This window comes from Paraburkholderia sp. RL18-085-BIA-A, assembly GCF_046027075.1.
Lineage (GTDB): Bacteria > Pseudomonadota > Gammaproteobacteria > Burkholderiales > Burkholderiaceae > Paraburkholderia.
The window spans coordinates 1-23,843 of sequence record NZ_JARESU010000004.1; the positions used below are offsets into that span (position 1 = coordinate 1).

At 65.4% G+C, this 23,843-nt stretch carries 23 protein-coding genes and 4 pseudogenes; 20 read left to right on the top strand and 7 right to left on the bottom strand.

Features of this window, described 5'->3' with window-relative positions; all coding sequences use genetic code 11:
* Positions 1 to 18: 18 nt before the first annotated feature.
* Positions 19 to 1,050, top strand: coding sequence for an extracellular solute-binding protein (locus tag P0D89_RS03515; protein ID WP_408376211.1), 1,032 nt, complete (start codon positions 19 to 21; stop codon positions 1,048 to 1,050).
* Positions 1,050 to 2,864, top strand: coding sequence for a diguanylate cyclase domain-containing protein (locus tag P0D89_RS03520; protein ID WP_408376082.1), 1,815 nt, complete (start codon positions 1,050 to 1,052; stop codon positions 2,862 to 2,864). The genes P0D89_RS03515 and P0D89_RS03520 overlap by 1 nt, the downstream gene beginning before the upstream one ends.
* Positions 2,865 to 2,944: 80 nt before the next feature.
* On the opposite strand, the gene P0D89_RS03525 is transcribed toward P0D89_RS03520, so the two are convergent.
* Entirely contained in the window at positions 2,945 to 3,085 is a 141-nt protein-coding gene (locus P0D89_RS03525; RefSeq protein ID WP_408358353.1) for a hypothetical protein, read from the bottom strand.
* A 63-nt stretch (positions 3,086 to 3,148) separates the two neighbouring features.
* Between P0D89_RS03525 and P0D89_RS03530 the strand changes: the two are divergent.
* Positions 3,149 to 3,508 (top strand): annotated as a pseudogene (locus P0D89_RS03530) (GntR family transcriptional regulator); the annotation flags it as partial.
* Positions 3,509 to 3,565: 57 nt separating this feature from the next.
* Here the strand turns inward: P0D89_RS03530 and P0D89_RS03535 are convergent.
* Positions 3,566 to 4,699, bottom strand: coding sequence for an alpha-D-ribose 1-methylphosphonate 5-triphosphate diphosphatase (locus P0D89_RS03535; RefSeq protein WP_408358354.1), 1,134 nt, complete (start codon positions 4,697 to 4,699; stop codon positions 3,566 to 3,568).
* Positions 4,700 to 4,823: 124 nt separating this feature from the next.
* Positions 4,824 to 5,292: pseudogene (locus P0D89_RS03540) on the bottom strand (ATP-binding cassette domain-containing protein); the annotation flags it as partial.
* Between the two features lie 167 nt (positions 5,293 to 5,459).
* Between P0D89_RS03540 and phnF the strand changes: the two are divergent.
* Genes phnF through phnN form a run of 3 tightly spaced genes read left to right on the top strand, consistent with a single transcriptional unit; the run spans position 5,460 to position 7,494 of the window.
* Positions 5,460 to 6,218: a phosphonate metabolism transcriptional regulator PhnF gene (phnF, locus tag P0D89_RS03545; RefSeq protein ID WP_408358355.1), complete on the top strand. Its 759-nt coding sequence runs from the start codon at positions 5,460 to 5,462 to the stop codon at positions 6,216 to 6,218.
* Positions 6,215 to 6,937, top strand: coding sequence for a DUF1045 domain-containing protein (locus P0D89_RS03550; RefSeq protein ID WP_408376083.1), 723 nt, complete (start codon positions 6,215 to 6,217; stop codon positions 6,935 to 6,937). Before phnF ends, P0D89_RS03550 begins: the two co-directional genes overlap by 4 nt.
* Before the next feature lie 2 nt (positions 6,938 to 6,939).
* Complete coding sequence (phnN, locus tag P0D89_RS03555) at positions 6,940 to 7,494, top strand: phosphonate metabolism protein/1,5-bisphosphokinase (PRPP-forming) PhnN (RefSeq protein WP_408358357.1); 555 nt, start codon at positions 6,940 to 6,942, stop codon at positions 7,492 to 7,494.
* A 6-nt stretch (positions 7,495 to 7,500) separates the two neighbouring features.
* Here the strand turns inward: phnN and P0D89_RS03560 are convergent, their stop codons facing one another.
* Positions 7,501 to 8,409: a LysR family transcriptional regulator gene (locus P0D89_RS03560; protein ID WP_408358358.1), complete on the bottom strand. Its 909-nt coding sequence runs from the start codon at positions 8,407 to 8,409 to the stop codon at positions 7,501 to 7,503.
* Between the two features lie 132 nt (positions 8,410 to 8,541).
* On the opposite strand from P0D89_RS03560, the gene P0D89_RS03565 reads away from it, so the two are divergent.
* Positions 8,542 to 9,744 (top strand): M20 aminoacylase family protein, encoded by a 1,203-nt coding sequence (locus tag P0D89_RS03565; RefSeq protein ID WP_408358359.1) that lies wholly within the window; start codon positions 8,542 to 8,544, stop codon positions 9,742 to 9,744.
* A pseudogene (locus tag P0D89_RS03570) lies at positions 9,741 to 9,950 on the top strand (hypothetical protein); the annotation flags it as partial. The gene P0D89_RS03565 and the pseudogene P0D89_RS03570, both read left to right, overlap by 4 nt.
* A gap of 39 nt (positions 9,951 to 9,989) precedes the next feature.
* Here P0D89_RS03570 and P0D89_RS03575 read toward each other — a convergent pair.
* Positions 9,990 to 10,814, bottom strand: coding sequence for an IclR family transcriptional regulator (locus tag P0D89_RS03575; protein ID WP_408358360.1), 825 nt, complete (start codon positions 10,812 to 10,814; stop codon positions 9,990 to 9,992).
* A 206-nt stretch (positions 10,815 to 11,020) separates the two neighbouring features.
* Between P0D89_RS03575 and P0D89_RS03580 the strand changes: the two genes are divergently transcribed.
* From P0D89_RS03580 to P0D89_RS03620, 9 genes are all read left to right on the top strand, one after another.
* On the top strand, positions 11,021 to 11,725 hold the full coding sequence (locus tag P0D89_RS03580; protein ID WP_408358361.1) for a FadR/GntR family transcriptional regulator: 705 nt from the start codon (positions 11,021 to 11,023) through the stop codon (positions 11,723 to 11,725).
* 85 nt (positions 11,726 to 11,810) lie between these two features.
* The gene (gene ltnD, locus P0D89_RS03585; RefSeq protein WP_494478159.1) at positions 11,811 to 12,701 is read left to right on the top strand and encodes an L-threonate dehydrogenase; all 891 of its coding nucleotides are present in this window, start codon (positions 11,811 to 11,813) and stop codon (positions 12,699 to 12,701) included.
* Between the two features lie 14 nt (positions 12,702 to 12,715).
* Positions 12,716 to 14,026, top strand: a complete 1,311-nt coding sequence (otnK, locus tag P0D89_RS03590; RefSeq protein WP_408358363.1) for a 3-oxo-tetronate kinase — start codon at positions 12,716 to 12,718, stop codon at positions 14,024 to 14,026.
* Positions 14,023 to 14,685 (top strand): 3-oxo-tetronate 4-phosphate decarboxylase, encoded by a 663-nt coding sequence (gene otnC, locus P0D89_RS03595; RefSeq protein ID WP_408358364.1) that lies wholly within the window; start codon positions 14,023 to 14,025, stop codon positions 14,683 to 14,685. The genes otnK and otnC overlap by 4 nt, the downstream gene beginning before the upstream one ends.
* A gap of 65 nt (positions 14,686 to 14,750) precedes the next feature.
* The gene (locus tag P0D89_RS03600; RefSeq protein ID WP_408358365.1) at positions 14,751 to 16,085 is read left to right on the top strand and encodes an MFS transporter; all 1,335 of its coding nucleotides are present in this window, start codon (positions 14,751 to 14,753) and stop codon (positions 16,083 to 16,085) included.
* A gap of 78 nt (positions 16,086 to 16,163) precedes the next feature.
* Positions 16,164 to 16,952 (top strand): 2-oxo-tetronate isomerase, encoded by a 789-nt coding sequence (gene otnI / locus P0D89_RS03605; RefSeq protein WP_408358366.1) that lies wholly within the window; start codon positions 16,164 to 16,166, stop codon positions 16,950 to 16,952.
* A gap of 25 nt (positions 16,953 to 16,977) precedes the next feature.
* Positions 16,978 to 17,958, top strand: a complete 981-nt coding sequence (gene denD, locus P0D89_RS03610) for a D-erythronate dehydrogenase (RefSeq protein WP_408358367.1) — start codon at positions 16,978 to 16,980, stop codon at positions 17,956 to 17,958.
* Between the two features lie 448 nt (positions 17,959 to 18,406).
* The gene (gene pcaF / locus P0D89_RS03615) at positions 18,407 to 19,609 is read left to right on the top strand and encodes a 3-oxoadipyl-CoA thiolase (protein ID WP_408358368.1); all 1,203 of its coding nucleotides are present in this window, start codon (positions 18,407 to 18,409) and stop codon (positions 19,607 to 19,609) included.
* 239 nt (positions 19,610 to 19,848) lie between these two features.
* Positions 19,849 to 20,427, top strand: coding sequence for a hypothetical protein (locus P0D89_RS03620; protein ID WP_408358369.1), 579 nt, complete (start codon positions 19,849 to 19,851; stop codon positions 20,425 to 20,427).
* Positions 20,428 to 20,523: 96 nt separating this feature from the next.
* On the opposite strand, the pseudogene P0D89_RS03625 reads toward P0D89_RS03620, so the two are convergent.
* Positions 20,524 to 20,835, bottom strand: a pseudogene (locus tag P0D89_RS03625) (DUF2917 domain-containing protein); the annotation flags it as partial.
* 376 nt (positions 20,836 to 21,211) lie between these two features.
* Between P0D89_RS03625 and P0D89_RS03630 the strand changes: the two are divergent.
* From P0D89_RS03630 to P0D89_RS03640, 3 genes are all read left to right on the top strand, one after another.
* Entirely contained in the window at positions 21,212 to 21,583 is a 372-nt protein-coding gene (locus P0D89_RS03630) for a lysozyme inhibitor LprI family protein (protein WP_408358370.1), read from the top strand.
* A 269-nt stretch (positions 21,584 to 21,852) separates the two neighbouring features.
* Positions 21,853 to 22,875 (top strand): hypothetical protein, encoded by a 1,023-nt coding sequence (locus P0D89_RS03635; RefSeq protein ID WP_408358371.1) that lies wholly within the window; start codon positions 21,853 to 21,855, stop codon positions 22,873 to 22,875.
* A gap of 29 nt (positions 22,876 to 22,904) precedes the next feature.
* On the top strand, positions 22,905 to 23,219 hold the full coding sequence (locus P0D89_RS03640; protein WP_408376084.1) for a hypothetical protein: 315 nt from the start codon (positions 22,905 to 22,907) through the stop codon (positions 23,217 to 23,219).
* A gap of 37 nt (positions 23,220 to 23,256) precedes the next feature.
* Here the strand turns inward: P0D89_RS03640 and P0D89_RS03645 are convergent, their stop codons facing one another.
* Positions 23,257 to 23,745: a GNAT family N-acetyltransferase gene (locus tag P0D89_RS03645; protein ID WP_408376085.1), complete on the bottom strand. Its 489-nt coding sequence runs from the start codon at positions 23,743 to 23,745 to the stop codon at positions 23,257 to 23,259.
* Positions 23,746 to 23,843: the final 98 nt, after the last annotated feature.

Here is a 23,843-nt window from a genome sequence, read left to right on the forward strand (position 1 = left end):
GGTTTTTTTCGCGCCGTATTGACGCTGTTGCTCGGCGCCGTTTTCGGTTTGGGCTTCGCGGCGGGGGCCGGGGCCGACGCCGGCGGGAAAGTCCTGCGTGTTCTCGCCTGGCCCGGTTACGCGGATGCCGACGTGGTGAAGGCGTTCGAGCAGCGCTATCAGGTGAAGGTCGAAGTCACGCTGGTCGATTCCGACGAGGCGCTGTGGGCGCTGATGCATGGCAAAGACGCGCCGTCTTTCGACGTGCTCGCCGCCAACACCGCCGAAATCCGCCGCTATATGCAGGCGAATCTGCTGGCGCCGCTCGATCTGTCCCGCCTGCCGAACACGAAAAAGCAGTTGCCGCGTTTTCAGGCGCTCGACTCCATCGAAGGGCTGACCTCGGCGGGCAAGGTGTACGCGATCCCGTTCACGTATTCGTCAATGGGGCTCATCTACGATCGCAAGCAGATTCCGGTCGCGCCGCGCTCGATGCGCGAGTTGTGGAACCCGCGGTACCGCGGCAAGGTGCTCGACTTCAATAGCGCGCAGCACAATTTCTCGTTTACTGCGCTGGCGCTCGGCTATCCCCATCCGTTTCAACTAAACGCTGCGCAAATGCGCACGATCGCCCACAAGCTCATCGATCTGCGCCGCAACCTGCTGACCTATTACACGTTGCCGGAAGAGGCGACCGCGTTCTTCATCCAGCACAAGGTCGCGTTGATGTTCGGCAACTACGGCACCCAGCAGGTCGAACTGCTGCGCCGCGCGGGCGCGGACGTGGGCTACGTGATTCCCGACGAAGGCGCGCTCGCGTGGCTCGACTGCTGGTCGATCACGCGTTCCGCGAGCGACCGGCCGCTCGCGCTCGCGTGGATCAACTACATGCTCGAACCGGGCGTGAGCGCGCTGCTCACGCAACGCCAGGGGCTCGCCAACACGCTGAGCGCGCCCGTGGATAACAGCGGCAGCGCGCACATCGTGTGGATCGGGCCGGTGGAAGACATTCAACGGCGCGAGGAGTTGTGGGCTCGCATCGTGTCCGGCGACCGGTCGGAGCAGTTCTGATGATACGGCCGGCATTGACCTTCAAGCTATCGGTGCTGCTCGCCTGCATCGGCGTGCTCGCGTCCGGCGCGACCGGCTATTACGCGTACCGCGCGAATCGCACGATGCTGGTCAACGAAGCCGAACACAGCCTGCTGACCTCGACGGAATTGCTGGGGCAGCGCTTTGCCGCGTCGATCGACGATGTGGCCGCCGACGCGCTGGTGCTCGCGACCATGCCGTCGTCGGCAAGCGTCGCGCAAACCAACGACGGCGTCAGCGCGAGCCCGGGGCGCGAGCGGCTGGCCCAGGTGTATTCGAGCTTCATGTTGCATCACCGGGAGTACCTGCAAATCCGCCTGATCACGCGGCAGCACTATGGGCTCGAAGTGATCCGCTTCGATCGCGACGCCGATGGGCTCGTGCGCGTCGAAGGGCGCAAGCTGCAGGAAAAAGGCCAGTTCGCGTATGTGTTCGATACGCTCGCGTTCGCGCCCGGGCGCATCTACACGTCGCCGATTTCGGTCAATCACGAGTACGGCACCCATGCCGCCGAAGGCAAGCCGACGCTGCGGATCGGCACGCCGGTGGCGGACTTCAACGGGAGCGTGGTGGGCGTGGTGGTGATCGACATCGATCTGGCCGGCATGCTCAAGCGCTTGCAGAGCGATCTGCCAAGCGACTACCAGGTCTATCTCGCCAACGAATGGGGTGACTTCCTGGTTCATCCGGACGCGTCGAAGACCTTCGGCTTCGACCGGGGCCGGCGCGTTTTGATGCAGGACAGCTTCTCCGTGACGAAGCCGTTGTTCGAGCAGACTCAAAGCGAAGTGCTGCTGAACGGTTTGGCGCACCCGCGGCAGGCGTCCGGCCAGGTGCTTGCATTCGTGCGCAGGCCGTTCGGCGGCTCCGAGGGCAGCCGCTTCATCGTGCTGGGTCTCGCCAAGCCGCTCGGCGATGTGCTGTCGGGCGCGAATCTGCTGGGCAACCGGATCATCCGCATGGTGCTGATCTTCAGCGGCCTTTCGGTGCTGCTGGCGATTCTGTTCGCGCGCGCGTTGACCAAGCCGCTGCATCAGCTCGCGTACGCGGCGACGCATCTGTTCGCCGAGCACGCGATGCACACGCTGCCGCTTAAACGTACCGACGAGATCGGCGTGCTGGCGCGCTGCTTCGATCGTCTGCGCCGCGAAATCAAGGCACAAATGGACGCGCTGCATGCGAAACAGCGCGAACTCGTGCACCTCGCCACGCACGACGTACTGACCGGATTGCCGAACCGCATGCTGTTCATGCAGAAGCTCGAAAGCGCGATCGAGCAAGCGTCGCGGCGCGATCAAGGGCTTGCTGTGCTGTTCGTCGATCTCGACCGCTTCAAGCAGATCAACGACCAGTTTGGCCACTCGGTCGGCGACAAGGTGCTGGCCGCGGTGGCGCTGCGGCTCGAGCAGGTGCTGTGCGCGGGGGATGTGATCGCGCGGCTGGGCGGCGACGAGTTCATCGTGCTGATCGAGGGGCCGCGTGTCGCCCAGGCCGCGCCCGGCATCGCGTCGCGCATCATGGATTCGTTGAACGAAACGTTGCTGATGGATGGGCATAGCATGACGGTGGGCGCGAGTATCGGCATCAGCCAGTTCCCGGACGATAGCGGCACGGCCGAGGAGTTGCTGCTCAACGCGGATGCGGCGATGTACGCGGCGAAATCCGGCGGACGGTGTGGGTATCTGCGCTATCAGGATGTGCTCGACGCGCGCCGGCACGAACAGGCGGGGTTTGCGCGAGCGAGAGCGGGCGAAGGCGCGGCTGAAGGGCGTGAGGCCGAGCCGACTGCTTGAGGCGCTTGACGCGTCCGGTGTGCCCGACGAGCGGCAGTGCCTGCCGGTTCACACCGTGCCCATCTCCAACACGCAACGATTCACTTCAACGCGGCAATCGCCCCGCGTGCGCCGTGCTCCCGCAGCAATTGCAGCGCGCGATGAAGCTCCGCCCTGAACTCCACATGACCGGCAAGATCCACCGGAAACACTTCCCGCACTGCCAGTAATGCGTCCGTCAACGCCTGGGGTTCCCCGTGCGCGGACGCCGCGAGCGCTGTCAATCGGTCAGCGAGCGGATCGCTGAACTGAAACTCGCGGCGAAGTCGAACGACACGGCCGCGTTCCTCGCGCTCGACGAGGCGTTCCATTACGCGATCGTCCAGGCGATCGACTGCACGGGCGCGTGGGAAACGATTCAGGATATCAAGGCGCAAATGGACCGGGTGCGTTATCTGAGCCTGCCGGATGTGTCGCCGCTCGATCTGCTGATCAAGCAGCACGCGAAGATTCTGGCCGGCTTGCGCGCGCACGACCCGAGCGCCGCTGAAGACGCGATGCGCAGCCATCTGCGCGAGATTCTGATGCCGCTCGGTCCGATCGCCGCGCGTAACCCCGCGTGGTTCGAAGCGGACGAGCCGGAGCGCGTGCCGTTGTCGACGTGAGGCACGACACGGCGCGGCTGCGGCTGCGATAGCGCCGCCAGCTTTAAACACACCCCATCAAACGATCCGTACTCCGTTGCGATACGTCGCGCGCGGCACCGGCAGCGTGTCGAGCATCGTCACGCGCACGAAGTCCGCGCGCAGGCCTGTTTCGATCGCACCCCGGTCGTGCAGGCCGGCGGTGCGAGCGGGTTCGGCGGAGACCGTCGCCATCGCGCGCGGCAGCGTCCAGCCGGCCTTGTCGACCAGTTCGAACACGGCGGTCATCAGGCTCGACGGCACGTAATCCGATGACAGGATATCGAGCAGGTCGGCTCGCGCAAGTTCGAGCGCCGACACGTTGCCCGAATGCGAGCCGCCGCGCACGATATTCGGCGCGCCCATGATGGTCGAGATGCCATGCGCGCGCGCGGCTTCGGCGGCGATGCGGGTGGTCGGGAATTCGGCGAGCACGATGCCTTCGGCCTTCGCCTGTTCGACGTGTTCGATCAGCGTGTCGTCGTGGCTCGCGACCGGAATGCCGAGTTGCTTGCAGCGGGTGACGATTTCGCGGCGGTGCGTATCGGCATAACGTTCCTGTTCGACCGACAGTTCCGCGAGCGCCGTCGCGACATGCTCGTCGCTCAGTTTGCCGTTGCGTTCCTGGAAGCGGCGCCATTGCTCGCGGTCATGCCATTGCCGCTGACCGGGCGTGTGATCCATCACCGACGCGAGCCGCAACAGCGGATGCGTGCACAGCGAGTCGAATATTTCTACCACGTCGGCGGTGGCGATCTCGCAGCGCAGATGCAGAAAGTGTTCGGCACGCAACAGTTTGCGCGTGGAAAAACGCAGCAGGGATTCGGCGCATTGCGTTTGCAGATCGCGGCCGCGCAGTCCGACGCTCGAGCGCGAGCCGATCGCGAGCGCGTCGAACACCGTGGTGATGCCCGCGGCCGCCACCTGGGCGTCGTGGATCACGAACGCGGCATCGGTATTCCATTGCACGCCCGGACGCGGTGCGAGATGCTTCTCCAGGTTGTCCGTGTGCAGCTCGATCAGGCCGGGCAGCAGATAGTCGCCGTCCCAGTCTTCGGCTTCGGGCGCGGCGGTCGTGCCGCGCCCGATGTCGCGAATCACACCGTCTTCGGCGCGTAGCACGCCGGTAAATTCTTCTTCTCGCGTCACGATGCGAGCGTTCCTGATCAACATCGACTTGCTCCGTTTAAGGCGGGCCTTGGGTGTTGTTGCCGCTGCCGTGTTTCCATGTATCTGCGTTAGTCCGGCACTGCGCGTCGCTGGTTCATTCTAGTGCCGTTTCGCGTCGAGCAATCAATCAGTTTCGCCGTGGCGGCCGCAGTTCCAGACGGCGCGTCGCAACCCTGTTGCGCGGCTCTTCGTCGTGAAGGATACCGACGATCGCCGCACCGCGTTCGCGTGCCTGGACGATCAGATCGGTGACCACGTCGCGGTTCTCCGCGTCGAGTGAAGCCGTGGGTTCGTCGAACAGCAAGAGCGGATGGCCGGCGATCAAGCCGCGCGCGATGTTCACGCGCTGCTGCTCGCCGCTCGCGAAGGTGCCGGGCGCCAGCGTCCGCAGCCGCGCCGGCACGTTCAATCTGGCCAGCAGCGCGGCGGCGCGCGTGCGGGCCTCGTCTTCGGCGACGCCGCGCGACAGCAGTGGTTCGGCGACGAGCGTGCGTGTCGGTACGCGCGGAATCACGCGCAGAAACTGGCTCACGTAGCCGGCCACGTTGCAGACGCAGCACATCATGCGGTTGCGCGCCGGCGATCGATCCTGGCCGCTCCATCGAGTGGTCATTCGGCCATCCGTTCATCTAAACGTCTAGACGTTTAAAGGTATACTTGCCAAGCGTTGTTGCGCGATAGACCCGTTTCACATTTCCATCACGGCTTGCGCACTACAATGCATTTCATCGCGACAATTTGAACCCAAAGGAATGACAGCACCATGACATCGAACGACAGCGCGACGCCGGGCACGATGCTCGAACGCGGCGCGGGCGTTGCCGTCTGGCGGCAGATCGAGCAGATTCTCGCGGCCGAGATCGCGGCGAGCGGTTTCGGCGAAGAAGGACGCCTGCCGAGCGAGGGCGAACTCGCCAAGCGCTTCGACGTGAACCGGCACACCGTGCGCCGCGCGATGCTGGGCCTGGCCGCACTGGGCCTCGTCAGCGTGGAACAGGGGCGCGGCACCTTCGTGCAACCCGGCGCGATCGACTATACGATCGGCCGCCGCACGCGCTTTACCGAGAACCTGCGTCAGCAGCACCACGCGGCGGGGGGCACGATGCTGTCGGCCGCGCGTGTGAAGGCCGAGCCGAGCGTCGCGAAGGCGCTCGGTCTGCGGGCCGGCGCCGCGGTCTACCGCATCGAATCGCTGCACGAGTCCGACGGTGTGCCGCTCACGTTCGCGCGCAACTGGTATCCGGCCGGGCGTTTCTCGAACTTGCCGGAAGTGCTGGAGCGCACCGGCAGCATGACGAAGTCGCTGGCCGAGTTCGGCGTGACCGACTATCTGCGCAAATGGAGCCGTATCGGCAGCGTGCTGCCCGAGCCGGAAGTGGCGCGGCGTTTGAACATCAATCGTCAGCAACCGGTGCTGTGGGTCGAGAACGTCGACGTCGATCTGCAAGGCACGCCGATCAAATACGGCTTCACGCATTTCGCCGCGGATCGCGTGCAACTGCTGGTGGAGCACGACCTGTGAGCGGCGCCGTGTGGAGTGACGACGCGCGTTTCGCCGTGTACTACGCACCGTCGCGTGAGTCGGCATGGTGGCGCGCCGGTTCGGCGTGGCTCGGCCGCGACGCGCAAAGCGGCGAGGCATGTGTGCCGCCGCAACCGCAAGGCTTGACGCGTCCTCTGATGGAGTTGACCGAAGCGCCGCGCCGCTATGGTTGGCATGGCACGCTGGTCCCGCCGTTTCGCCTCGCCGATGGTGTGACTCAAGACGATGTGCTGGCTGCGACGCGAGCTTGGGCGCTCACGCAAAACGCGTTCGCATTGCCGGTGGAAGCCGCGACGCTCGGCGATTTCGTCGCGCTGCGGCCCGCGGATCAGCGAGGCGAAGCAGGCGTGCGCGCGCTCGCGGCGAGCGCGCTGCAAACACTCGACGCATTGCGTGCGCGGCCGTCCGCCGCCGATCTCGCGCGCCGTCTCGCCGCGCCGCTGAGCGAACCGCAGCGCGCGTTGCTGGTCGAATGGGGCTATCCGTATGTGTTCGACGAATTCCGTTTTCACATGACGCTGTCCAGTTCGCTCACCGACGCCGGCGAGCGCGCGGCGCTGGTTGCGTGGTGGCGGCAGCAAACGCCCACGCTCGGCCCGCTCGCGGTCGATCACGCCGCGCTCTTCGTCGAGCCGTCGCCCGGTGAGCCGTTCGTGCTGTGGCAGCGTGTGCCGTTTCAGACCCACGAGGTGAAATAACAATGGCAGGCCGTTTGATCTATGTAATGGGACCGTCCGGCGCGGGCAAGGACTCGCTGCTGGAGTTCGCGCGCAAGCGTCTGCTGGGCGAGCCGATTCTGTTTGCGCACCGCTACATCACGCGGCCGAGCGGCCACGGCGAAGCGCATGTCGCATTGAGCGTCGAGGAGTTCGCGGTGCGTTCGGTGCTGGGGCTGTTCGCGCTGGAGTGGTCGAGCCATTCGCTGCGCTATGGCATTGGCGTCGAACTCGACGCGTGGCTGGCGAGCGGCTGCACGGTGGTCGTCAACGGTTCGCGGCAGTATGTGCGGCATACACTGGCGCGTTATCCGCAGACCGAAGTGGTGCACGTGGACGCCGCGCCGCATATTCTCGCAGCGCGTCTTGGCATGCGGGCGCGTGAATCGGCGGAGCAGGTCGCGGCGCGGCTCGCGCGGCGTGCGCCGTTTTCATTGCCCGATAGTGTTCGTTGCACGACCATCGACAATTCCGGCCGCCTCGAAGACGCGGGACAGGCACTGGTCGCGTTTCTCCTGGACCGCGCCGTCGTTCAGTAAGCCGAACTATTCGGCCGCGGCCATCCGCTCGCGCGTCGCCTGCTGCAAACACGACACGAACTGCTGCACGGCCGGCGTCGGCAGCAGATCACGCCGCGAGATGATGCTGAGATCGTAGTTCGGCAGCGCGTCTTCGATCTGCGCGACACGGATGCCGAGCGGCGCGACCATCTGCGCGAGCGGCCTCGTAAAGCAGCCGATCACGTCCGTCTGCGAGACCAGCCCCAAGGTCACCGCGAACGACGACGGCGCGCGCACCAGGCGCTTCGGCACCGGCAGGCCGTGCGCGTTGAACATCGCCATCATCACACTGTGCGGAAAGTGATCGGCGCCGACGGTCGCGATCCACTCCGCGTCGAGCAGCTCGTGCAGCCGCGTGACGTTCGCGAGCGGATGCCCGGCGCGCATCGCGACGACGAACTGCGTCGAGTAGAGCGGCACTTGCACCAGATCGCTGTCGAGCGCCTGCACGTGGTGAAGCGCCGCGATGTCGAGTGCGCCGTTGCGCAAACGCGCGAGCGCGTCGGGAATCGTCACTTCTTCCAGGTGCAGATTCACCAGCGGCATTTTCCGGCGAAAGTTCGACACCGCGTGCGGCAGCGCGGTGAGCGCGATCGACGGCATCGTGCCCACGCTCACCTTGCCGGCCAGTTCCCCCTTCACCTGCTCGACGGCTTCGACCGTGCGCCGCATGTCGCCCAGCAACTGTTCGGCACGCGGCAGCAGCGCGAGTCCGCACGCCGTCAACTCGATGCCGCGCACGCTGCGCACCATCAGCTCCGCGTTCAGCGCGCTTTCCAGTTCGCGAATCGTATGCGTGACGGCCGGTTGCGTCACGCCGAGTTCGCGCGCGGCGGCCCGCAAGCTGCGGTGATGCGCGGCTGCGACGAAGGCCTGCAACTGCTGCAGCTTCATCAGGGTAATCCTCTATATAAAGCGTGTTAATCGGGGTGAAAAAAATAGCATCTTATTCGAACAAAATGGGGTGGCTATAGTGCTGGGCTGTTCGCCGCGTGCCGCGCGGCCTGAATCCCTGGAGCAACCGAGATGAGCGAAGCCGAGCGTTTTACTGCGCGTTTTACTGAAGTGTCCGACCTGGAGCCCGCCGCGCCGGGCCTGCGCGAGATTCGCCAGCACATTCATCACCATCCGGAACTGGCGTACGAGGAACTGCAAACCGGCGCGCTGGTCGCGCAGAAGCTCGAGCAATGGGGCTGGCAGGTCACGCGCGAGGTCGGCCGAACGGGTGTGGTGGGCACGCTGAAGGTGGGCGACGGCCCGCGCAGCATCGGCATTCGCGCGGACATGGACGCGCTGCCGATTCTCGAGCAGACCGGTCTGCCGTATGCGAGCGGCACGCACGGCAAAATGCACGCCTGCGGCCACGACGGCCACACAACCATGCTGCTCGGCGCCGCGCAGCATCTCGCGGCCACACGCAATTTCTCGGGCACCGTACATCTGTACTTTCAGCCGGCCGAGGAAAGCGGCATCGACAGCGGCGCGCTGAAAATGATCAACGATGGGCTGTTCGAGCGCTTTCCGTGCGATGCCGTGTTCGGCGTGCACAACCATCCCGGCGCGGAGCCCGGCGTGCTGCTGTTCCGCAAGGGGCCGTTCATGTCGGCGGGCGACAAGGCGATCATCACGATCGAGGGCGTCGGCGGCCATGCGGCGCGTCCGCATCTGACGGTCGATCCGGTCGTGGTGGCGGCGAGCATCGTGATGGCGCTGCAGACAATCGTCGCGCGCAACGTCGACCCGTCGCAGCCGGCGGTGGTGACGGTCGGCTCGATGCATGCGGGCACCGCGAACAACGTGATTTCGAGCAGCGCGAAACTCGAACTGAGCGTGCGTTCGTTCAGCCCCGAAGTGCGCGCGCTGCTGAAAAAGCGTATTACCGAGCTGGCCGAAACCCAGGCTGCGAGCTATGGCGGCAAGGCGGTGGTTGAATACATCGAAGGCTATCCGGTGGTAGTTAATTCGGATGCCGAAACGGATTTCGCGGTGCAGGTGGCGCGCGAACTGGTCGGTGACGACAAGGTGGTCGCGCAGACCGACATCCTGATGGGCAGCGAAGATTTCGCTTTCATGCTGCAGAAGCGGCCGGGCACGTTCCTGCGGATTGGCAACGGTGCGGGCGAGGACGCCTGCATGGTGCACAACCCGCACTACGATTTCAACGATCGCAATCTGCCGGTCGGCGCGGCGTTCTGGGCGCGGCTGGTGGAGCGGTATCTGGGGCAGTGACGATCGCGTATGCGTTGAGCGTATGTGTATTCGGCGGGACCGCGCAGCTCGTCGCGACGCGGCTGATCCGGCTGACCGGCAGCAAACGGGCGCCGGCCGGTTATGTGGAGGCGTGCGTGTTGGTGTCGCTGATCGCGGTCTCGATGCTCAGGGAGACCGCGAACAAGGCGATTGATCGAGCGGTGATGGTGCGCGTCAATGAGTGAAGCTTGGTTGTCGGGTCGCAAGGCGCCCCTGTGGACTCACTACCCGCGCCGCGCCACCATCTCCGACACCGTCTGCGCCGCTTGCTGCAACGGCTGCAGAAACGCCTTCACCATCTGCTTCGCCGAATTGCGCTGCGCGTTGCCGCTGATGTTCATCGCCGCGATCACGCGCCCCTGGCGATTGCGGATCGGCGCGGACAGCGAAATCAGCCCGCCTTCCAGTTCCTGATCGACGATCGCCCAGCCCTGGCGGCGCACCTGCGCGATCAGCTTCTTCAGCTCTTCCTTGTCGGTGACGGTGCGCGGCGTGTGCGCGTAGAGCGGCGTCGAACCTAGCGTCGCCTCGAGCGTCTCGTCGTCGAGCGCGGCCAGCAGCACGCGGCCCATCGACGTGCAGTACGCGGGCAGCCGGCTGCCGATCGACAGATTGATCGTCATGATCTTGTGGGTCGGCACGCGCAGCACGTAGACGATCTCGGTGCGGTCGAGCACGGCCGCCGAGCAGCTCTCGTGCACCTGCGCCGACAGTCCTTCCATCACCGGCTCGGCGAGATTCCAGAACGGCATCGACGTCAGGTACGCGAAGCCGAGGTCGAGAATCTTCGGCGTGAGGCGGAACAGGCGGCCCTCGGCTTCCACGTAGCCGAGCGTTTGCAGCGTCAGCAGAATGCGGCGGGCGCCGGCGCGCGTGAGGCCGGTCGCGGCGGCGACATCGGTGAGCGTCTGTTCGGGGCGCGTCGCGTCGAACGCGCGAATCACCGCGAGCCCCCGCGCGAAGGACTGCACATACGAGTCGCCCGGTTTGTCCGGGGCCGGTTCGGCGCTGACGGGAACGGCGGAAGACGGCGGCAGGGCTTTGCTCATGGGCCTTGAAAGATGCGTTCGGGAAAGTGCGCCGGCGGCCGCGCCGCTTCTCGCGACGCGCTGCTGCGCAAAGGCGTGACGATAGCTTAAGCCTTCTGTTTCGCCAACTTAACGCGAAAATGCCCGCACGTCCCAGGGTTTGCGCGGATGCCGACTACATCTTAAATTTGTATGATGACCCGATAACATGATCAATCGAGGCATCGATGTTCGACAAGATTCCTGCGCGGGCGTTGAGCGACACCGTCGCGCAGCAACTGCTCAAGCAGATCGACAAAGGCACCTTCGAGCGTGGCGCCAAGCTGCCGACCGAGGCTGTGCTCGCACAGCAGTTCGGTGTGAGCCGCACCGTGATCCGCGAGGCGATCTCGCGGCTGAAGAATGAGGGCGTGGTCGAGCCGCGCCAGGGCAGCGGTGTGTTCATCGCGGCGCACGGCGCGATCCGGCCGCTGCGCATTGATTACGCCGAAGCGGTCGAGCCCGGCTCGGTGGTGCAGATTCTCGCGCTGCGCCGCGCGATCGAAGCCGAGGTGGCGTCGGAAGCCGCGATGCGCCGCAGCGACGCCGACATGGCGTCGATCGACGCGGCGCTCGCGCGCATCGAGCAGGCGGTGGCCGAAGGCGAGGACGGCGTTGCTGAAGACGTCGCGTTCCATCGCGCGATCGCGGCGGCCACCGGCAATCCGTATTTCCTCAAAACGCTCACGTTCCTGAATCAGTACCTGGAAGCGGGCACGGTCGTCACGCGCCGCAACGAAGCGTTGCGCGAGGACTTCTCGCGCCAGGTGCGCGAAGAGCACGCGGCGATTGCCGCCGCGATTCGCGCGGGCGATCCGATGGCCGCGCGCAATGCGGCGCAAACCCATATGTACAACGCCGCGCGGCGGCTCGCGGAAGCGGGCATTTGCTGAAGCCGGGCGAGTGCGCGGGTTGTGTCCGGTCAACGTATCAAGTGAACGGGCGCAGCCACGCATAACGAATCTTGAGAGGTCAAGCATGTCGAGAAATGTCGGTGTCATCGGTCTGGGCGCAATGGGCCTGGGAGTCGCGCGCTCGTTGTTGCGCGCGGGCTTTCGGGTCCACGCGTGCGACCTGCGCAGCGAGGTGCTGCAGGCGTTCGTCGCCGAAGGCGGCGTAGGTTGCGCGACGCCCGCCGAACTCGGCGCGCAATGCGACGTGGTCGTCACGCTGGTCGTGAATGCCGCGCAAACCGAAGCCGTGCTGTGCGGCGAGCAGGGCGCGCTCGGCGCGATGAAGCAGGGCGGCGTGGTGATCGCGAGCGCGACCGTCGCGCCGGACTTCGCGATCGAACTCGGCAAACGGGTCGAGGCAGCCGGCTTGCAGATGCTCGACGCGCCGGTGTCGGGCGGCGCGGCGCGCGCCGCATCCGGCGAAATGACGATGATGACGTCGGGACCGGCTGCAGCCTACGCCGCATGCGAGGACGTGCTGGCCGCGATGGCCGGCAAGGTGTATCGCCTCGGCTCGGCGCATGGCGCGGGCTCGAAGGTGAAGATCATCAACCAGTTGCTGGCGGGCGTGCATATCGCTGTGGCGGCCGAGGCGATGGCGCTCGGCTTGCGCGAAGGCGTCGATCCCGACGCGCTGTACGACGTGATCACGCACAGCGCGGGCAATTCGTGGATGTTCGAAAACCGCGTGCCACATATTCTCACTGGCGATTACACGCCGCTGTCGGCGGTCGATATTTTCGTCAAGGACCTGGGGCTCGTGCTCGATACCGCGCGCCGCTCGAAATTCCCGCTGCCGTTGTCGGCGGCGGCGCATCAGATGTTCATGATGGCGTCCACGGCCGGCCACGGCGGCGAGGACGATTCGGCGGTGATCAAGATTTTCCCCGGCATCGACGTGCCGGCGGCGAAGTAAGCGAGGAGCACGCCATGACGGCTAACACGAAACGCGCGTTGCTCGGCTGCATCGCCGACGACTTCACCGGCGCGACCGATCTCGCCAACATGCTGGTGCGCGGCGGCATGCGCACGGTGCAAACGATCGGTGTACCCGCTTCGAGCGAAACGGTCGAGGCCGACGCGCTGGTGGTCGCGCTGAAGTCGCGCACTATCCCCGCCGCCGACGCCATCGCGCAATCGCTCGCCGCGCTCGACTGGCTGCGCGCGCAAGGCTGCCGGCAATTCTTCTTCAAGTACTGCTCGACGTTCGATTCGACCGATGCGGGCAACATCGGCCAGGTGACCGATGCGTTGCTCGATGCGCTGACCGCCGATGGTCACGCGAGCGCTTTTACGATCGCCTGCCCGGCCTTTCCGGAGAACGGCCGCACGATCTTTCGCGGCCATCTGTTCGTCGGCGACGTGCTGCTCAACGAGTCGGGGATGGAGAACCATCCGCTCACGCCGATGCGCGATGCGAACCTCGTGCGCGTGCTGCAACGTCAGACCCAATCGAAAGTCGGCCTCGTGCGTTACGACGCGGTGGCCAAGGGCGTGTCGAGCGTGCGCGCGGCGTTCGACGCGTTGCGCGGCGACGGCGTGCGCATGGCGATTGCCGACGCGGTGTCCGACGCCGATCTCCACGCGCTCGGCGAAGCCTGCGCGGACCTCACGCTGATCACGGGCGGCTCCGGCGTCGCGTTGGGCTTGCCGGCCAACTTCCGCCGCGCGGGCCTGCTCGCGGAGCAGGCCGACGCCGCACAGTTGCCGCGCGTCGAAGGCTTGTCGGCGGTGCTGGCCGGTAGCGCTTCGAAAGCGACCAATGCGCAGGTGGCGGCATGGCGCGCAAACCGGCCGGCGTTTCGCATCGATCCGCTAGCGGCGGCGCGCGGCGAAGCGGTCGTGGAGCACGCACTGGCTTTCGCGCAGACGCATCTCGAACGCGCCGAGCCCGTGCTGATCTACGCGACCGCCACACCCGACGAAGTCAAGGTGGTGCAGCGCGAACTCGGCGTCAACGAAGCGGGGCATCTGGTCGAAGCCACGTTGGCGTCGATCGCGCGCGGCTTGCGCGAACGCGGCGTGCGCAAGTTCGTGGTGGCGGGCGGCGAGACCTCGGGCGCGGTGGTGCAGGCACTCGACGTGCGCACGCTGCGCATCGGCGCGCAGATCGATCCGGGCGTGCCGGCCACGGCGACGACCGGCGCCGAGCCGCTTGCGCTCGCTCTGAAGTCGGGCAACTTCGGCACGACCGATTTCTTCGACAAGGCTTTGCGTCATCTTGACGGAGCCGCGCAATGAGCGCCGCGCCCGCACTCCATACGACCAACGAGGCCCGCGTACGCGAGGAAATCTGCGTGAACGGCGCGAGTCTGCATCAGCGCGGCTACACGGTGGGCACCGCCGGCAACATCAGCGCGCGGCTGGACGACGGCTGGCTGATCACGCCGACCGACGCCTGTCTCGGCCGCCTCGATCCCGCCGATATCGCCAAGGTCGACTTCGACGGCAACGCGGTATCCGGGGGCAAGCCGTCGAAAACGCTCGCGCTGCATCGCGGCATCTATGCGCGCAACAGCGAAGCGCGCGGCATCGTCCATACGCATTCGACGCATCTGGTCGCGCTGACGCTCGCCGGTGTGTGGAGCGAGACGGACGTGCTGCCGCCGCTCACGCCGTACTACGTGATGAAAGTGGGTCACGTGCCGCTGATTCGCTACAGCCGTCCCGGCGATCCGCAAGTGGCCGCGCAGATCGCCGCGCTCGCCGACAGGGTGCGCGCGGTGCTGCTCGAACGTCTCGGCCCGGTGGTGTGGGAGCGTTCCGTCGCGCAGGCCTCTTACGCGCTCGAAGAACTCGAAGAGACCGCGCGCTTGTGGCTGATGACGAATCCGCGACCCGCGCCGCTCGACGACGCCGCCATCGAAGAACTGCGCGCGGTGTTCGGCGCGCGCTGGTAGAACCCGACACAACAAAGCCATGCCGCCCCGGCGCGCATCCGGCTATTCATGGAAGGAGACAATGCATGAGTTCGTATCAAGCCGCAGCCAGCCGTCCCGTTGCCGCTAACGCGGCACAGCCCGGCGCTGCCGAAGTTGAGCGCACCTACAAGAAAGTGTTCTGGCGCATCGTGCCGTTTCTGATGCTGTGCTACGTGGTCGCGTATCTGGACCGCGTGAATGTCGGCTTCGCGAAGCTGCAGATGTCGCAAGATCTCGCGTTCAGCGAAACCGTGTTCGGTCTGGGCGCCGGTGTGTTCTTCATCGGCTACTTCCTGTTCGAATTGCCGAGCAACATCCTGATGCACAAGCTCGGCGCGCGCATCTGGATCGCGCGGATCATGATCACGTGGGGACTGTTGTCCGCGCTGTTCGTGTTCGTGAAGACGCCGATGCAGTTCTATCTGCTGCGGTTCCTGCTGGGTCTCGCCGAAGCCGGTTTCTATCCGGGCGTGATCCTGTACCTGACCTACTGGTTTCCGTCGCATCGGCGCGCGAAGATCATCGCGGTTTTCATGTCGGCAATTCCTGTGTCGGGCATTTTCGGCAATCCGCTGTCCGGCTGGATCATGCAGGCGTTCCATAACAGCTCGGGTTTCGCGGGCTGGCAATGGATGTTCCTGATCGAAGCGATCCCCGCGATCGCGATCGGGATTGCGACGATCCTGTATCTGGACAACGGCATCGCCAGTGCGATGTGGCTGAGCGAACGCGAGAAGCGCCTGCTCACCGATGAAATCGCCGCCGCGCAGCCGCAGGAAAAAACCCACGAGCATTCGCTCGGCGCGGTGTTCCGCGATCCGCGCACGTGGTGGATGTCGCTGATCTATTTCGCGTTCGTCACGGGGCAATACGGGCTGACGTTCTGGATGCCGACGCTCGTCAAATCGACCGGCGTGAGCGGCGCGTTCAATATCGGTCTGCTGAGCGCGATTCCGTTTCTGTGCGCGATCGTCGTGATGAACGTGATGGGGCATAGCGCCGACAAGCGCCGCGAGCGTCGCTGGCATCTGATCGTGCCGGCGCTGTTCGGCGCAATTGGCTTCGCGGTGGCCGCCTCGTTCGCGGATAACACGGTGGTGTCGATCGCGTTTCTGTCGCTCGCCGCAGCCGGTGTGCTGACTTGCGCGCCACTCTTCTGGTCGCTGCCGACCGCGTTCATGTCGGGCGCGAGCGCCGCGGCCGGCATCGCGATCATCAATTCGATCGGCAATCTCGCGGGCTTCGCGAGCCCGTACATGATCGGCTATCTGAAGGACCTCACGCACAGCACGCAGACCGGTATGTATGTGCTGGCCGCCATGCTGGTGATCGGCGCGATCGCCACATGGCTCACGCCGGCGAAGCTGGTCAATCGCTAAATCGACATTGACGCGCGGCGCACGCATTCGTTGCTCGCGCCGCGCGCCGGATCACACCGTTTTCAAGGAGTTACCGCCATGCCGCGTTTCGCCGCCAACCTGACGATGATGTACAACGAACACGCTTTCCTCGACCGTTTCGCCGCTGCCGCGAAAGACGGCTTCGAAGCGGTCGAATATCTGTTTCCGTACGATTTCCGTGCCGGCGAGCTGAAGGCGCGGCTCGACGCGCACGGTCTGACGCAGGCGCTCTTCAACGCGCCGCCCGGCGACTGGGCCGGCGGTGAGCGCGGCATCGCTTCGCTGCCGGGCCGCGAGGACGAGTTCCGCCGCGGCTTCGAGACCGCGCTCGAATACGCGCGCGTGCTCGGCAATCGCAAGGTGCATGTGATGGCCGGGCTGATCGGCGCGGATCAGCCGCGCGCCAAACATCGCGACGTCTATCTGAAGAATCTCGCGCATGCGGCGCAGGCCGCGCAGGCCGAGAACATCATGGTAGTGATCGAGCCGATCAACACGCGTGACATGCCGGGCTTCTTCCTGAACCGCCAGGACGACGCGCAGGCGATCTGCGCGGAAGTCGGCGCGCCGAATCTCAAGGTGCAGTTCGACTGCTATCACTGCCAGATCGTCGAGGGCGATCTCGCGATGAAGCTCAAACGCGATATGGCCGGCATCGGCCACATCCAGATCGCGGGCGTGCCGGAGCGGCACGAGCCCGACATCGGCGAATTGAACTACCCGTATCTGCTGGAGCTGATCGATTCGCTCGGCTACGACGGCTACATCGGTTGCGAATACCGGCCGCGCGCGGCCACGTCGGCTGGCCTCGGTTGGCTCAAGCCGTATCTGGACGCAAAGCGCTAACAATTCACTACGAAGGACACCGAACATGAAAGTACTGATTACCGGCGGCGCAGGATTTCTCGGTCAGCGCCTCGCACGTGAACTGCTCGCGCGCGGCTCCGTGAAGGACTCGCAGGGCGCGCCGCAAGCGATTACCGAACTGGTGCTGCTCGACGTGGTGCGCGCCGGCGACTTCGGCGACAGCCGCGTGCGCACTGAAGTGGGCGACATCGCCGAGCGCAGCGTGCTGGAGCGCGCGATCGACGACAAGACCGCTGCGATCTTCCATCTGGCGGCGATCGTCAGCGGCCAGGCCGAAGCGGATTTCGATCTCGGCATGCGCATCAATCTGGATGCGTCGCGCCTGTTGCTGGAAGTGTGCCGGCAGCGCGGGCATCGGCCGCGCGTGGTGTTCACGAGTTCGGTCGCGGTCTACGGCGGCGAACTGCCCGAGGTGGTGCAGAACGACACCGCGTTGAATCCGCAGTCGTCGTATGGCGCGCAAAAGGCGATCGCGGAGTTGCTGCTCAACGACTACGCGCGGCGTGGTTTCGTCGACGGCCGGGTGTTGCGCCTGCCGACCATCAGCGTGCGGCCGGGGCGGCCGAACGCGGCGGCGTCGTCGTTCGCGAGCGGCATCATCCGCGAGCCGCTGAACGGCGAAACGGCCGTGTGTCCGGTGGCGGGCTCGACGCGCTTGTGGCTGCTGTCGCCGCGCAAGGCGATCGAGAGCCTGATCGCCGGACTCGAACTCGACGCAGCCGCGCTCGGCAACCAGCGCGTGCTGAACCTGCCGGGGATTTCGGTGAGCGTCGACGAGATGATCGCCGCGCTGCGCGAGGTTGCCGGCGACGAAGTCGCGAACCGGATCGTGCGCGAGCCGGATGCGCGCGTGGAGAAGATCGTCGGCAGTTGGCCGGGGCAGTGGGATACTTCGCGCGCCGAAAAGCTGGGTCTGAGCGGCGAGCGGGATTTCGTGGATGTGATCCGCAGCTATATCGTGGATGAGGGAATCGAGATTCGCTGACGCGCTTCAGGGTCAACGCTGGCGCCGGTGTCCCGGCGGCCAGCGGCCCGGCACGTTGGTACCCCGGCGCCGCGGCACTCACACTGTCCACCGCCCCCCCGGCCGCCCGCCCGCCACAGCGGGCTTGCGATTCGTCCGACGCTTTGCCACCCCCCCAATGGCCTGCACGTATTCCCTGGTGCGGGCCTCGCCGCGCTTGACATGGTTTTGCGCACGCGCCTATCATCGAGCCTGGTTGTTCGATATATGACCTTATGTTCGTGTAAAGAACAAATGACGATTTCGAGGTCGTCGTTCCCGATCCTGCGCTAAGCTGCCCTGATGTGACGGCTGCTGTGCCGGCGCTTACCTTTGGCTCGCCGGGCCGATGCTTTTGCGCATCCCGCCCGCGCCAGAGCGGCTGCCGGTCACGGCGCAGCGCACGCAGCACATCAACTGGAGACATCACATGACCGAAGCATTCCTGTGCGACGCGATTCGCACCCCCATTGGCCGCTATGCGGGTTCGCTGTCGTCGGTGCGCGCCGACGATCTGGGCGCGGTGCCGCTCAAGGCGCTGATGGAGCGCAACAAGAGCGTCGACTGGGACGCGATCGACGACGTGATCTACGGCTGCGCGAACCAGGCCGGTGAGGACAACCGCAACGTCGCGCGCATGTCGCTGCTGCTCGCCGGCCTGCCGCAAGGCGTGCCGGGCTCGACGGTGAACCGCCTGTGCGGCTCGGGCATGGACGCGGTCGGTATCGCCGCGCGCGCCATCAAGTCGGGCGAGGCCGCGCTGATGGTGGCGGGCGGCGTCGAAAGCATGAGCCGCGCGCCGTTCGTGATGAGCAAGGCGACCAGCGCGTTTTCGCGCCAGGCCGACATTTACGACACGACGATCGGCTGGCGCTTCGTCAACCCGCTGATGAAAAAGCTGTACGGCGTCGACTCGATGCCGGAGACCGGCGAAAACGTCGCGACCGACTACAACGTCAGCCGTGCCGATCAGGACGCCTTCGCGCTGCGCAGCCAGCAGAAGGCCGCTCGCGCGCAACGCGACGGCACGCTGGCGCAGGAAATCGTCGGCGTGACGATCGCGCAGAAGAAGGGTGATCCGATCACGGTGTCGCAAGACGAGCATCCGCGTGAAACCAGCCTCGAAACGCTAGCCAAGCTCAAGGGCGTGGTGCGTCCGGACGGCACGGTGACGGCGGGCAACGCGTCGGGCGTGAACGACGGCGCGGCGGCTCTCTTGCTCGCCAACGAAGCCACCGCGAAGCGCTTCGGCCTCACGCCGCGCGCTCGCGTGCTGGGCATCGCCACGGCCGGCGTCGCGCCGCGCGTGATGGGCATCGGCCCGGCGCCCGCCACGCAAAAGCTGCTGGCGCGCCTGAACATGACCATCGACCAGTTCGACGTGATCGAGCTGAACGAGGCGTTCGCTTCGCAAGGTCTCGCGGTGCTGCGCGCGCTCGGCGTCGCCGACGACGACTCTCGCGTGAATCCGAACGGCGGCGCGATCGCGCTGGGCCATCCGCTCGGCATGAGCGGTGCGCGTCTGGTGACGACCGCGATGTATCAACTGCATCGCACGCAAGGCCGTTTTGCGCTGTGCACGATGTGTATCGGCGTCGGCCAGGGCATCGCGATCGCCATCGAGCGCGTGTGATGGTGCAGCGTGAGGCGCCGTCGCCGGCGCCTCTGTTTTGCCTCGCCTCTTGAACAGCCCCATCGCTCGTGCGATGGGGCTGTTTCGCTTTGTGCCGCATGTGTGCCACATATGTGTCGCTGGGATGGACTCGCTGCATGCCGTCAGGCGCGTAGAATCGTTCGCGCGATACGTTTGAAGAAGGTTGTCCTGTCGAGGCCAGCACGGCTGGGTCGAACACTTTCTCAAGGAGAGCGCAAATGAAGGCAGCGACGATGCACGCCGTGGTGATGGTCGCGGCGTTTGCCGCAGCTCAGCCGGGGTGGGCGCAAGACCAGATGGCGAGTACCGCGCAAGGCGTGCTCAGCGCAGTGCAGCCGGTGCACATGAAGGCGGAGATCACCGGGATCGATGCGGGCGCCCGCGCGCTCACGCTGAAGGGGGCGGGCGGCAACACGGTGGTCGTACTGGTGGGGCAGCAGGTCGACGGGTTCGATCAGCTGAAAGTGGGCGACCGGGTCGACGTGCTCTACAAGAACGCGCTGCTGACGAAAGCCGAGAAGGTGAGCGGCGCGGACAAGGGGATTCGCAAGCGTGTCGACAAGCAGGTGTATACGCCGGCCGCGGGTGGCTTCGAGTCGACGCGCCAGACCGAAGTGCTTGCCACCGTGGAGAAGATCGATCACAAGAAGCGGCTCGTCACGTTGCGCGGCGCCTATCAGACGCAAACGCTCGAAGCCGGTCCTGAGGTCGATCTGACGGACGTCAAGGTGGGCGATACGATTCATGCGGTGTTCGTGTCGGCAGCGGCGGTGCAGATCACGCCAGTGGGGCAGTGAGCGAGTCGATCGGAATCCGAACTCCGAAATCGCAAGCACCCCTGATCGTAGGCGTGCCGGCTCGTTTCTGATACCTGCAATGAAGACTATCCCGCGCCGCGCCGGCAGCGCGCTGCTCAACGATACGCGCGCGGCCTGTTCACCGTCGGTGCTGATCCATACGCGCTCGCCCCGTTGCAGCCGGAACTCCGCGCCCGGCGCAAGCCAGTGATCGTCAGGTGAACTGACGCGTGTGAGCCAGACGCGCGCGCCCTGTACCGCGAGCGTGCTGTCGGCTTCGATACGCCAGGTCAGCGTCGCGCCTGGCATCACGGGGAAATGCAACACTACTTTCGGCAGACGCTCGTCCTGCTGATACTGAGCCTGACTCGAGTCGTCATCCATGCACTGCGGGCTTGCCTGATCCATCTTGCTCTCCGTCATCGAGCCGGCGGACGGACGCGCCCACAAAACAAAAGGCCCCTTCCGTTACCGGCGGGGCCTTGGGGTTTTGTTTCGCAGATTCAGACTGCTAACGCGCACATGCTCCCAATGGCCAGCCGATAGTGGCTCGCATCGGGTGATTTTTCGCAATGGCGATGGAGGTGTGCGTCAACATGGAATCGAGTGTGCCGTTTTGCCGCATGGCTTGTCAATAAAAATGTGGCATGCGTGCATGCATTAACGTGAGCGGCGATGCACTTCGCAATGCATGACGTTGTGCGTGACCGTAAGTGACGCTGCTTGACGAGCGAGCGTCCATGCAGGCAGATTGACTGCCACCCGTAGCGAATCAGGAAAGACGATGAGCAGACAACGCAATCACAGAGTCAAACGACGCTGGCAATTCGCTCTGTTCATCGCGATCACGTTCGGTGCGGGTTCGGCGTTCTCCGCCAGTTTCGATTGCACCCGCGCGCGCTTGCCGGACGAAAAGACGATCTGCGCATCCCGGCAACTGAGCGAAATGGATGTCGAGATGGCCGTGCGTTTTCAGATGCTAACGGGCCTCGTCGCGATGGGCACGCGCGGCGACATGCAGGACGAACAGCAGGCGTGGCTGAAGTCGAGGCAAGCCTGCGGCCGCGACGAGTCGTGCCTGCTCACCGCATACCGGCGACGCATCGCGACGCTGAAGACCGAATACGCGCGCCTTGCGAGCCGCGGACCGTTCTGAACAACTGGCGCCCGAGCTTGCATGCGCATGCGGCCAGAACGGAGCAGGTAGGGCGTCGAGGATCGAACATCGCCGCAGCCCGCAACAATCTATGTCGAGATATGTCACGGCCGCCGCAAATCGCCCGCAAACCCTTGTCCGGCGGCCTTCTACCGGGACGAAACAAGGTGACATATCTTCGTTGCTGATTTAGCCGGCCCGTCCTTCTATAGTCCGTTTGTCGCCACGCAGCAGTGACACGAGTGGCCCGAACCCAGCAAGGACATACCATGAAAAATCGTTCGTTCATCGCCCCGGCCAGCGCCGCCTGTGTTGCGTCATCGGCATCACTTTCATCGACGCGCGGCGCGCTGCGCAAGCTCGTTCTCAGCGCAACCGTCGCTGTGCTCGCATTCGGCAGCGCATCGGCGTTCGCGTGGTCGCAGCATGGCACGGCGTACACGTCGCACGGCACGTACAACGGCGCGCGTTACGGCTCATGCGGCGGCGGCAACTGCTCGCATGCGGGCGGCGTCGCCGGCCCGTATGGCGGCTTTGCGAGCAACACCGGAACGGTGACGCGCAATGCGCCGGGCCAGTTCTCGAATTCGGGCACCGCGACCGGCCGCTACGGCAACTCCGTGCAGCACTCGGGCGACACCAGCTGCGCCAGCGGCGCCTGTTCGCACACCGGCACGCTGACCGGGCCGGACGGCAAGACGGCCACCACCTCCGGCAATGTGACGAAGACCGCGCCGGGCCAGTATTCGTCGTCGGGGTCGATCACGGGCTCGAACGGCAACACGGTCGATCATTCAGCATCGACCAATTGCGCCGGCTCGACCTGCGCTCGCTCGGGCACGGTGACGGGCCCGGATGGCGGGAGCGTCAATCACGCCGGCACGGCGACGCGTGTCGCGCCGGGCGTCGTCACGACCTCGACCAGCGTGACCGGCACGCACAGCAACACGGTGACGACGAGCGGGACGGTGGTGACGAGTGGTGTCGTCGCGACCGGCGGTACGACGGTTGTCGTGGCGCCGAAGCCGGTGGTCGTGCCGCCGCCGGTCGTTTATGTTCCGCCGCCGCCGGTTGTGGTGACGCCGCCGGTCGCGTACGTGCCGCCGCCGGTCGTCTATGTTGCGCCGAAGCCGGTCATGGTCACGCCGCCGGTAGTCTATGCACCGCCGCCCGCGCCGCAGGCTGTGTACGTCGCACCGCGCGCGGTATATGTCGCGCCGGCGCCGCGTCCGGTTGTGTGGGTGCCGGGGCACTGGGTCGGGCGTGTCTGGGTGCCGGCGCACTGGGCGTGATGGGCGCGGCCATGCGATTGCGTCGAGCGATGTTCGAAACGCATTGCGCGGTGGCGCCACTGCGCGTTCTTTATAAAGTAGGTGTGCTAGCGGCGCTTATCGTTGCGTTGAGAGGGGCTGCGGCGATGAGCGGACTGTTCACTCATGTGCACGGGCTTCACGCGGATCGCGAGCCCGAGGCATCGCAAGACTGTTCGGCCCGTTATGCCGCGTTGCTCGATCTCGCTGAACTGGCGAGGCGTGACGGCAAATCATCCGGGATTGTCGTGCTCGGACTGAGCGATATGCACGGGGCAATGAACGAATGTCTGCCGATCAGCCGAAGCGGGCACGCATCGCGGTAAGTGCTGCGGGCATTTACCAGCACGAAGCGCCGCATGCCTACGCCAACTGATCTTCCTGACGCGTCAGATCGCACTCCAGAAATATCGCGCCGGCAATCGGATTGAACACATAAGGCGGAATCGGTTCGAACCCGAGCGACGCGTAAAGCCGCAACGCCGCGGTCATGGTCGGCAGCGTGTCGAGCCGGATGCGCCGATATCCCGACTCCCTCGCCACCGCGCAAATCAGCTTCGCCAGTTGCTTGCCGACCTGCAGACCGCGACCCGGCGGACGAACATAAAGGCGTTTCATCTCGCACGTCGTTTCATCGAGAGGCCGCAAGGCCACACAGCCGACGACGGCTTCATCGTCACAAGCGAGCAACACGCGGCCTCGAGGCGCGGCGAATTTGCCGGGCAAGTCGGCGAGTTCGGAATCGAAGTTCTGGAAGCTGAGATCGATGCCCACACTCTCGGCGTATTCACGGAAGATGGTCCGGACCGCTTCAAGCTGTTCCGGGAACCGGGCGGTTTCGATGCGGATCATGCATACGTCTCCGGCAACTGTTTCGATGCGGCAGCAGCGTCCGCTGCGCTGATTTCGAGCAGTTTAACGGAGCGCATGCGGCGCGACATCGCCGCTGC

Bases quoted from the DNA above. Each gene is read 5' to 3' on its own strand.
- ltnD (WP_494478159.1), top strand. From the start codon at position 11,811: ATGTCGAGAAATGTCGGTGTCATCGGTCTGGGCGCAATGGGCCTGGGA.
- P0D89_RS03640 (WP_408376084.1), top strand. From the start codon at position 22,905: ATGTTCGAAACGCATTGCGCGGTGGCGCCACTGCGCGTTCTTTATAAA.
- pcaF (WP_408358368.1), top strand. From the start codon at position 18,407: ATGACCGAAGCATTCCTGTGCGACGCGATTCGCACCCCCATTGGCCGC.
- P0D89_RS03645 (WP_408376085.1), bottom strand. From the start codon at position 23,745: ATGATCCGCATCGAAACCGCCCGGTTCCCGGAACAGCTTGAAGCGGTC.
- P0D89_RS03580 (WP_408358361.1), top strand. From the start codon at position 11,021: ATGTTCGACAAGATTCCTGCGCGGGCGTTGAGCGACACCGTCGCGCAG.
- phnN (WP_408358357.1), top strand. From the start codon at position 6,940: ATGGCAGGCCGTTTGATCTATGTAATGGGACCGTCCGGCGCGGGCAAG.
- P0D89_RS03560 (WP_408358358.1), bottom strand. From the start codon at position 8,409: ATGAAGCTGCAGCAGTTGCAGGCCTTCGTCGCAGCCGCGCATCACCGC.
- P0D89_RS03520 (WP_408376082.1), top strand. From the start codon at position 1,050: ATGATACGGCCGGCATTGACCTTCAAGCTATCGGTGCTGCTCGCCTGC.
- otnI (WP_408358366.1), top strand. From the start codon at position 16,164: ATGCCGCGTTTCGCCGCCAACCTGACGATGATGTACAACGAACACGCT.
- P0D89_RS03575 (WP_408358360.1), bottom strand. From the start codon at position 10,814: ATGAGCAAAGCCCTGCCGCCGTCTTCCGCCGTTCCCGTCAGCGCCGAA.
- P0D89_RS03535 (WP_408358354.1), bottom strand. From the start codon at position 4,699: ATGTTGATCAGGAACGCTCGCATCGTGACGCGAGAAGAAGAATTTACC.
- P0D89_RS03630 (WP_408358370.1), top strand. From the start codon at position 21,212: ATGAGCAGACAACGCAATCACAGAGTCAAACGACGCTGGCAATTCGCT.
- otnK (WP_408358363.1), top strand. From the start codon at position 12,716: ATGACGGCTAACACGAAACGCGCGTTGCTCGGCTGCATCGCCGACGAC.
- otnC (WP_408358364.1), top strand. From the start codon at position 14,023: ATGAGCGCCGCGCCCGCACTCCATACGACCAACGAGGCCCGCGTACGC.
- P0D89_RS03635 (WP_408358371.1), top strand. From the start codon at position 21,853: ATGAAAAATCGTTCGTTCATCGCCCCGGCCAGCGCCGCCTGTGTTGCG.
- P0D89_RS03600 (WP_408358365.1), top strand. From the start codon at position 14,751: ATGAGTTCGTATCAAGCCGCAGCCAGCCGTCCCGTTGCCGCTAACGCG.
- P0D89_RS03565 (WP_408358359.1), top strand. From the start codon at position 8,542: ATGAGCGAAGCCGAGCGTTTTACTGCGCGTTTTACTGAAGTGTCCGAC.
- denD (WP_408358367.1), top strand. From the start codon at position 16,978: ATGAAAGTACTGATTACCGGCGGCGCAGGATTTCTCGGTCAGCGCCTC.
- P0D89_RS03620 (WP_408358369.1), top strand. From the start codon at position 19,849: ATGAAGGCAGCGACGATGCACGCCGTGGTGATGGTCGCGGCGTTTGCC.
- phnF (WP_408358355.1), top strand. From the start codon at position 5,460: ATGACATCGAACGACAGCGCGACGCCGGGCACGATGCTCGAACGCGGC.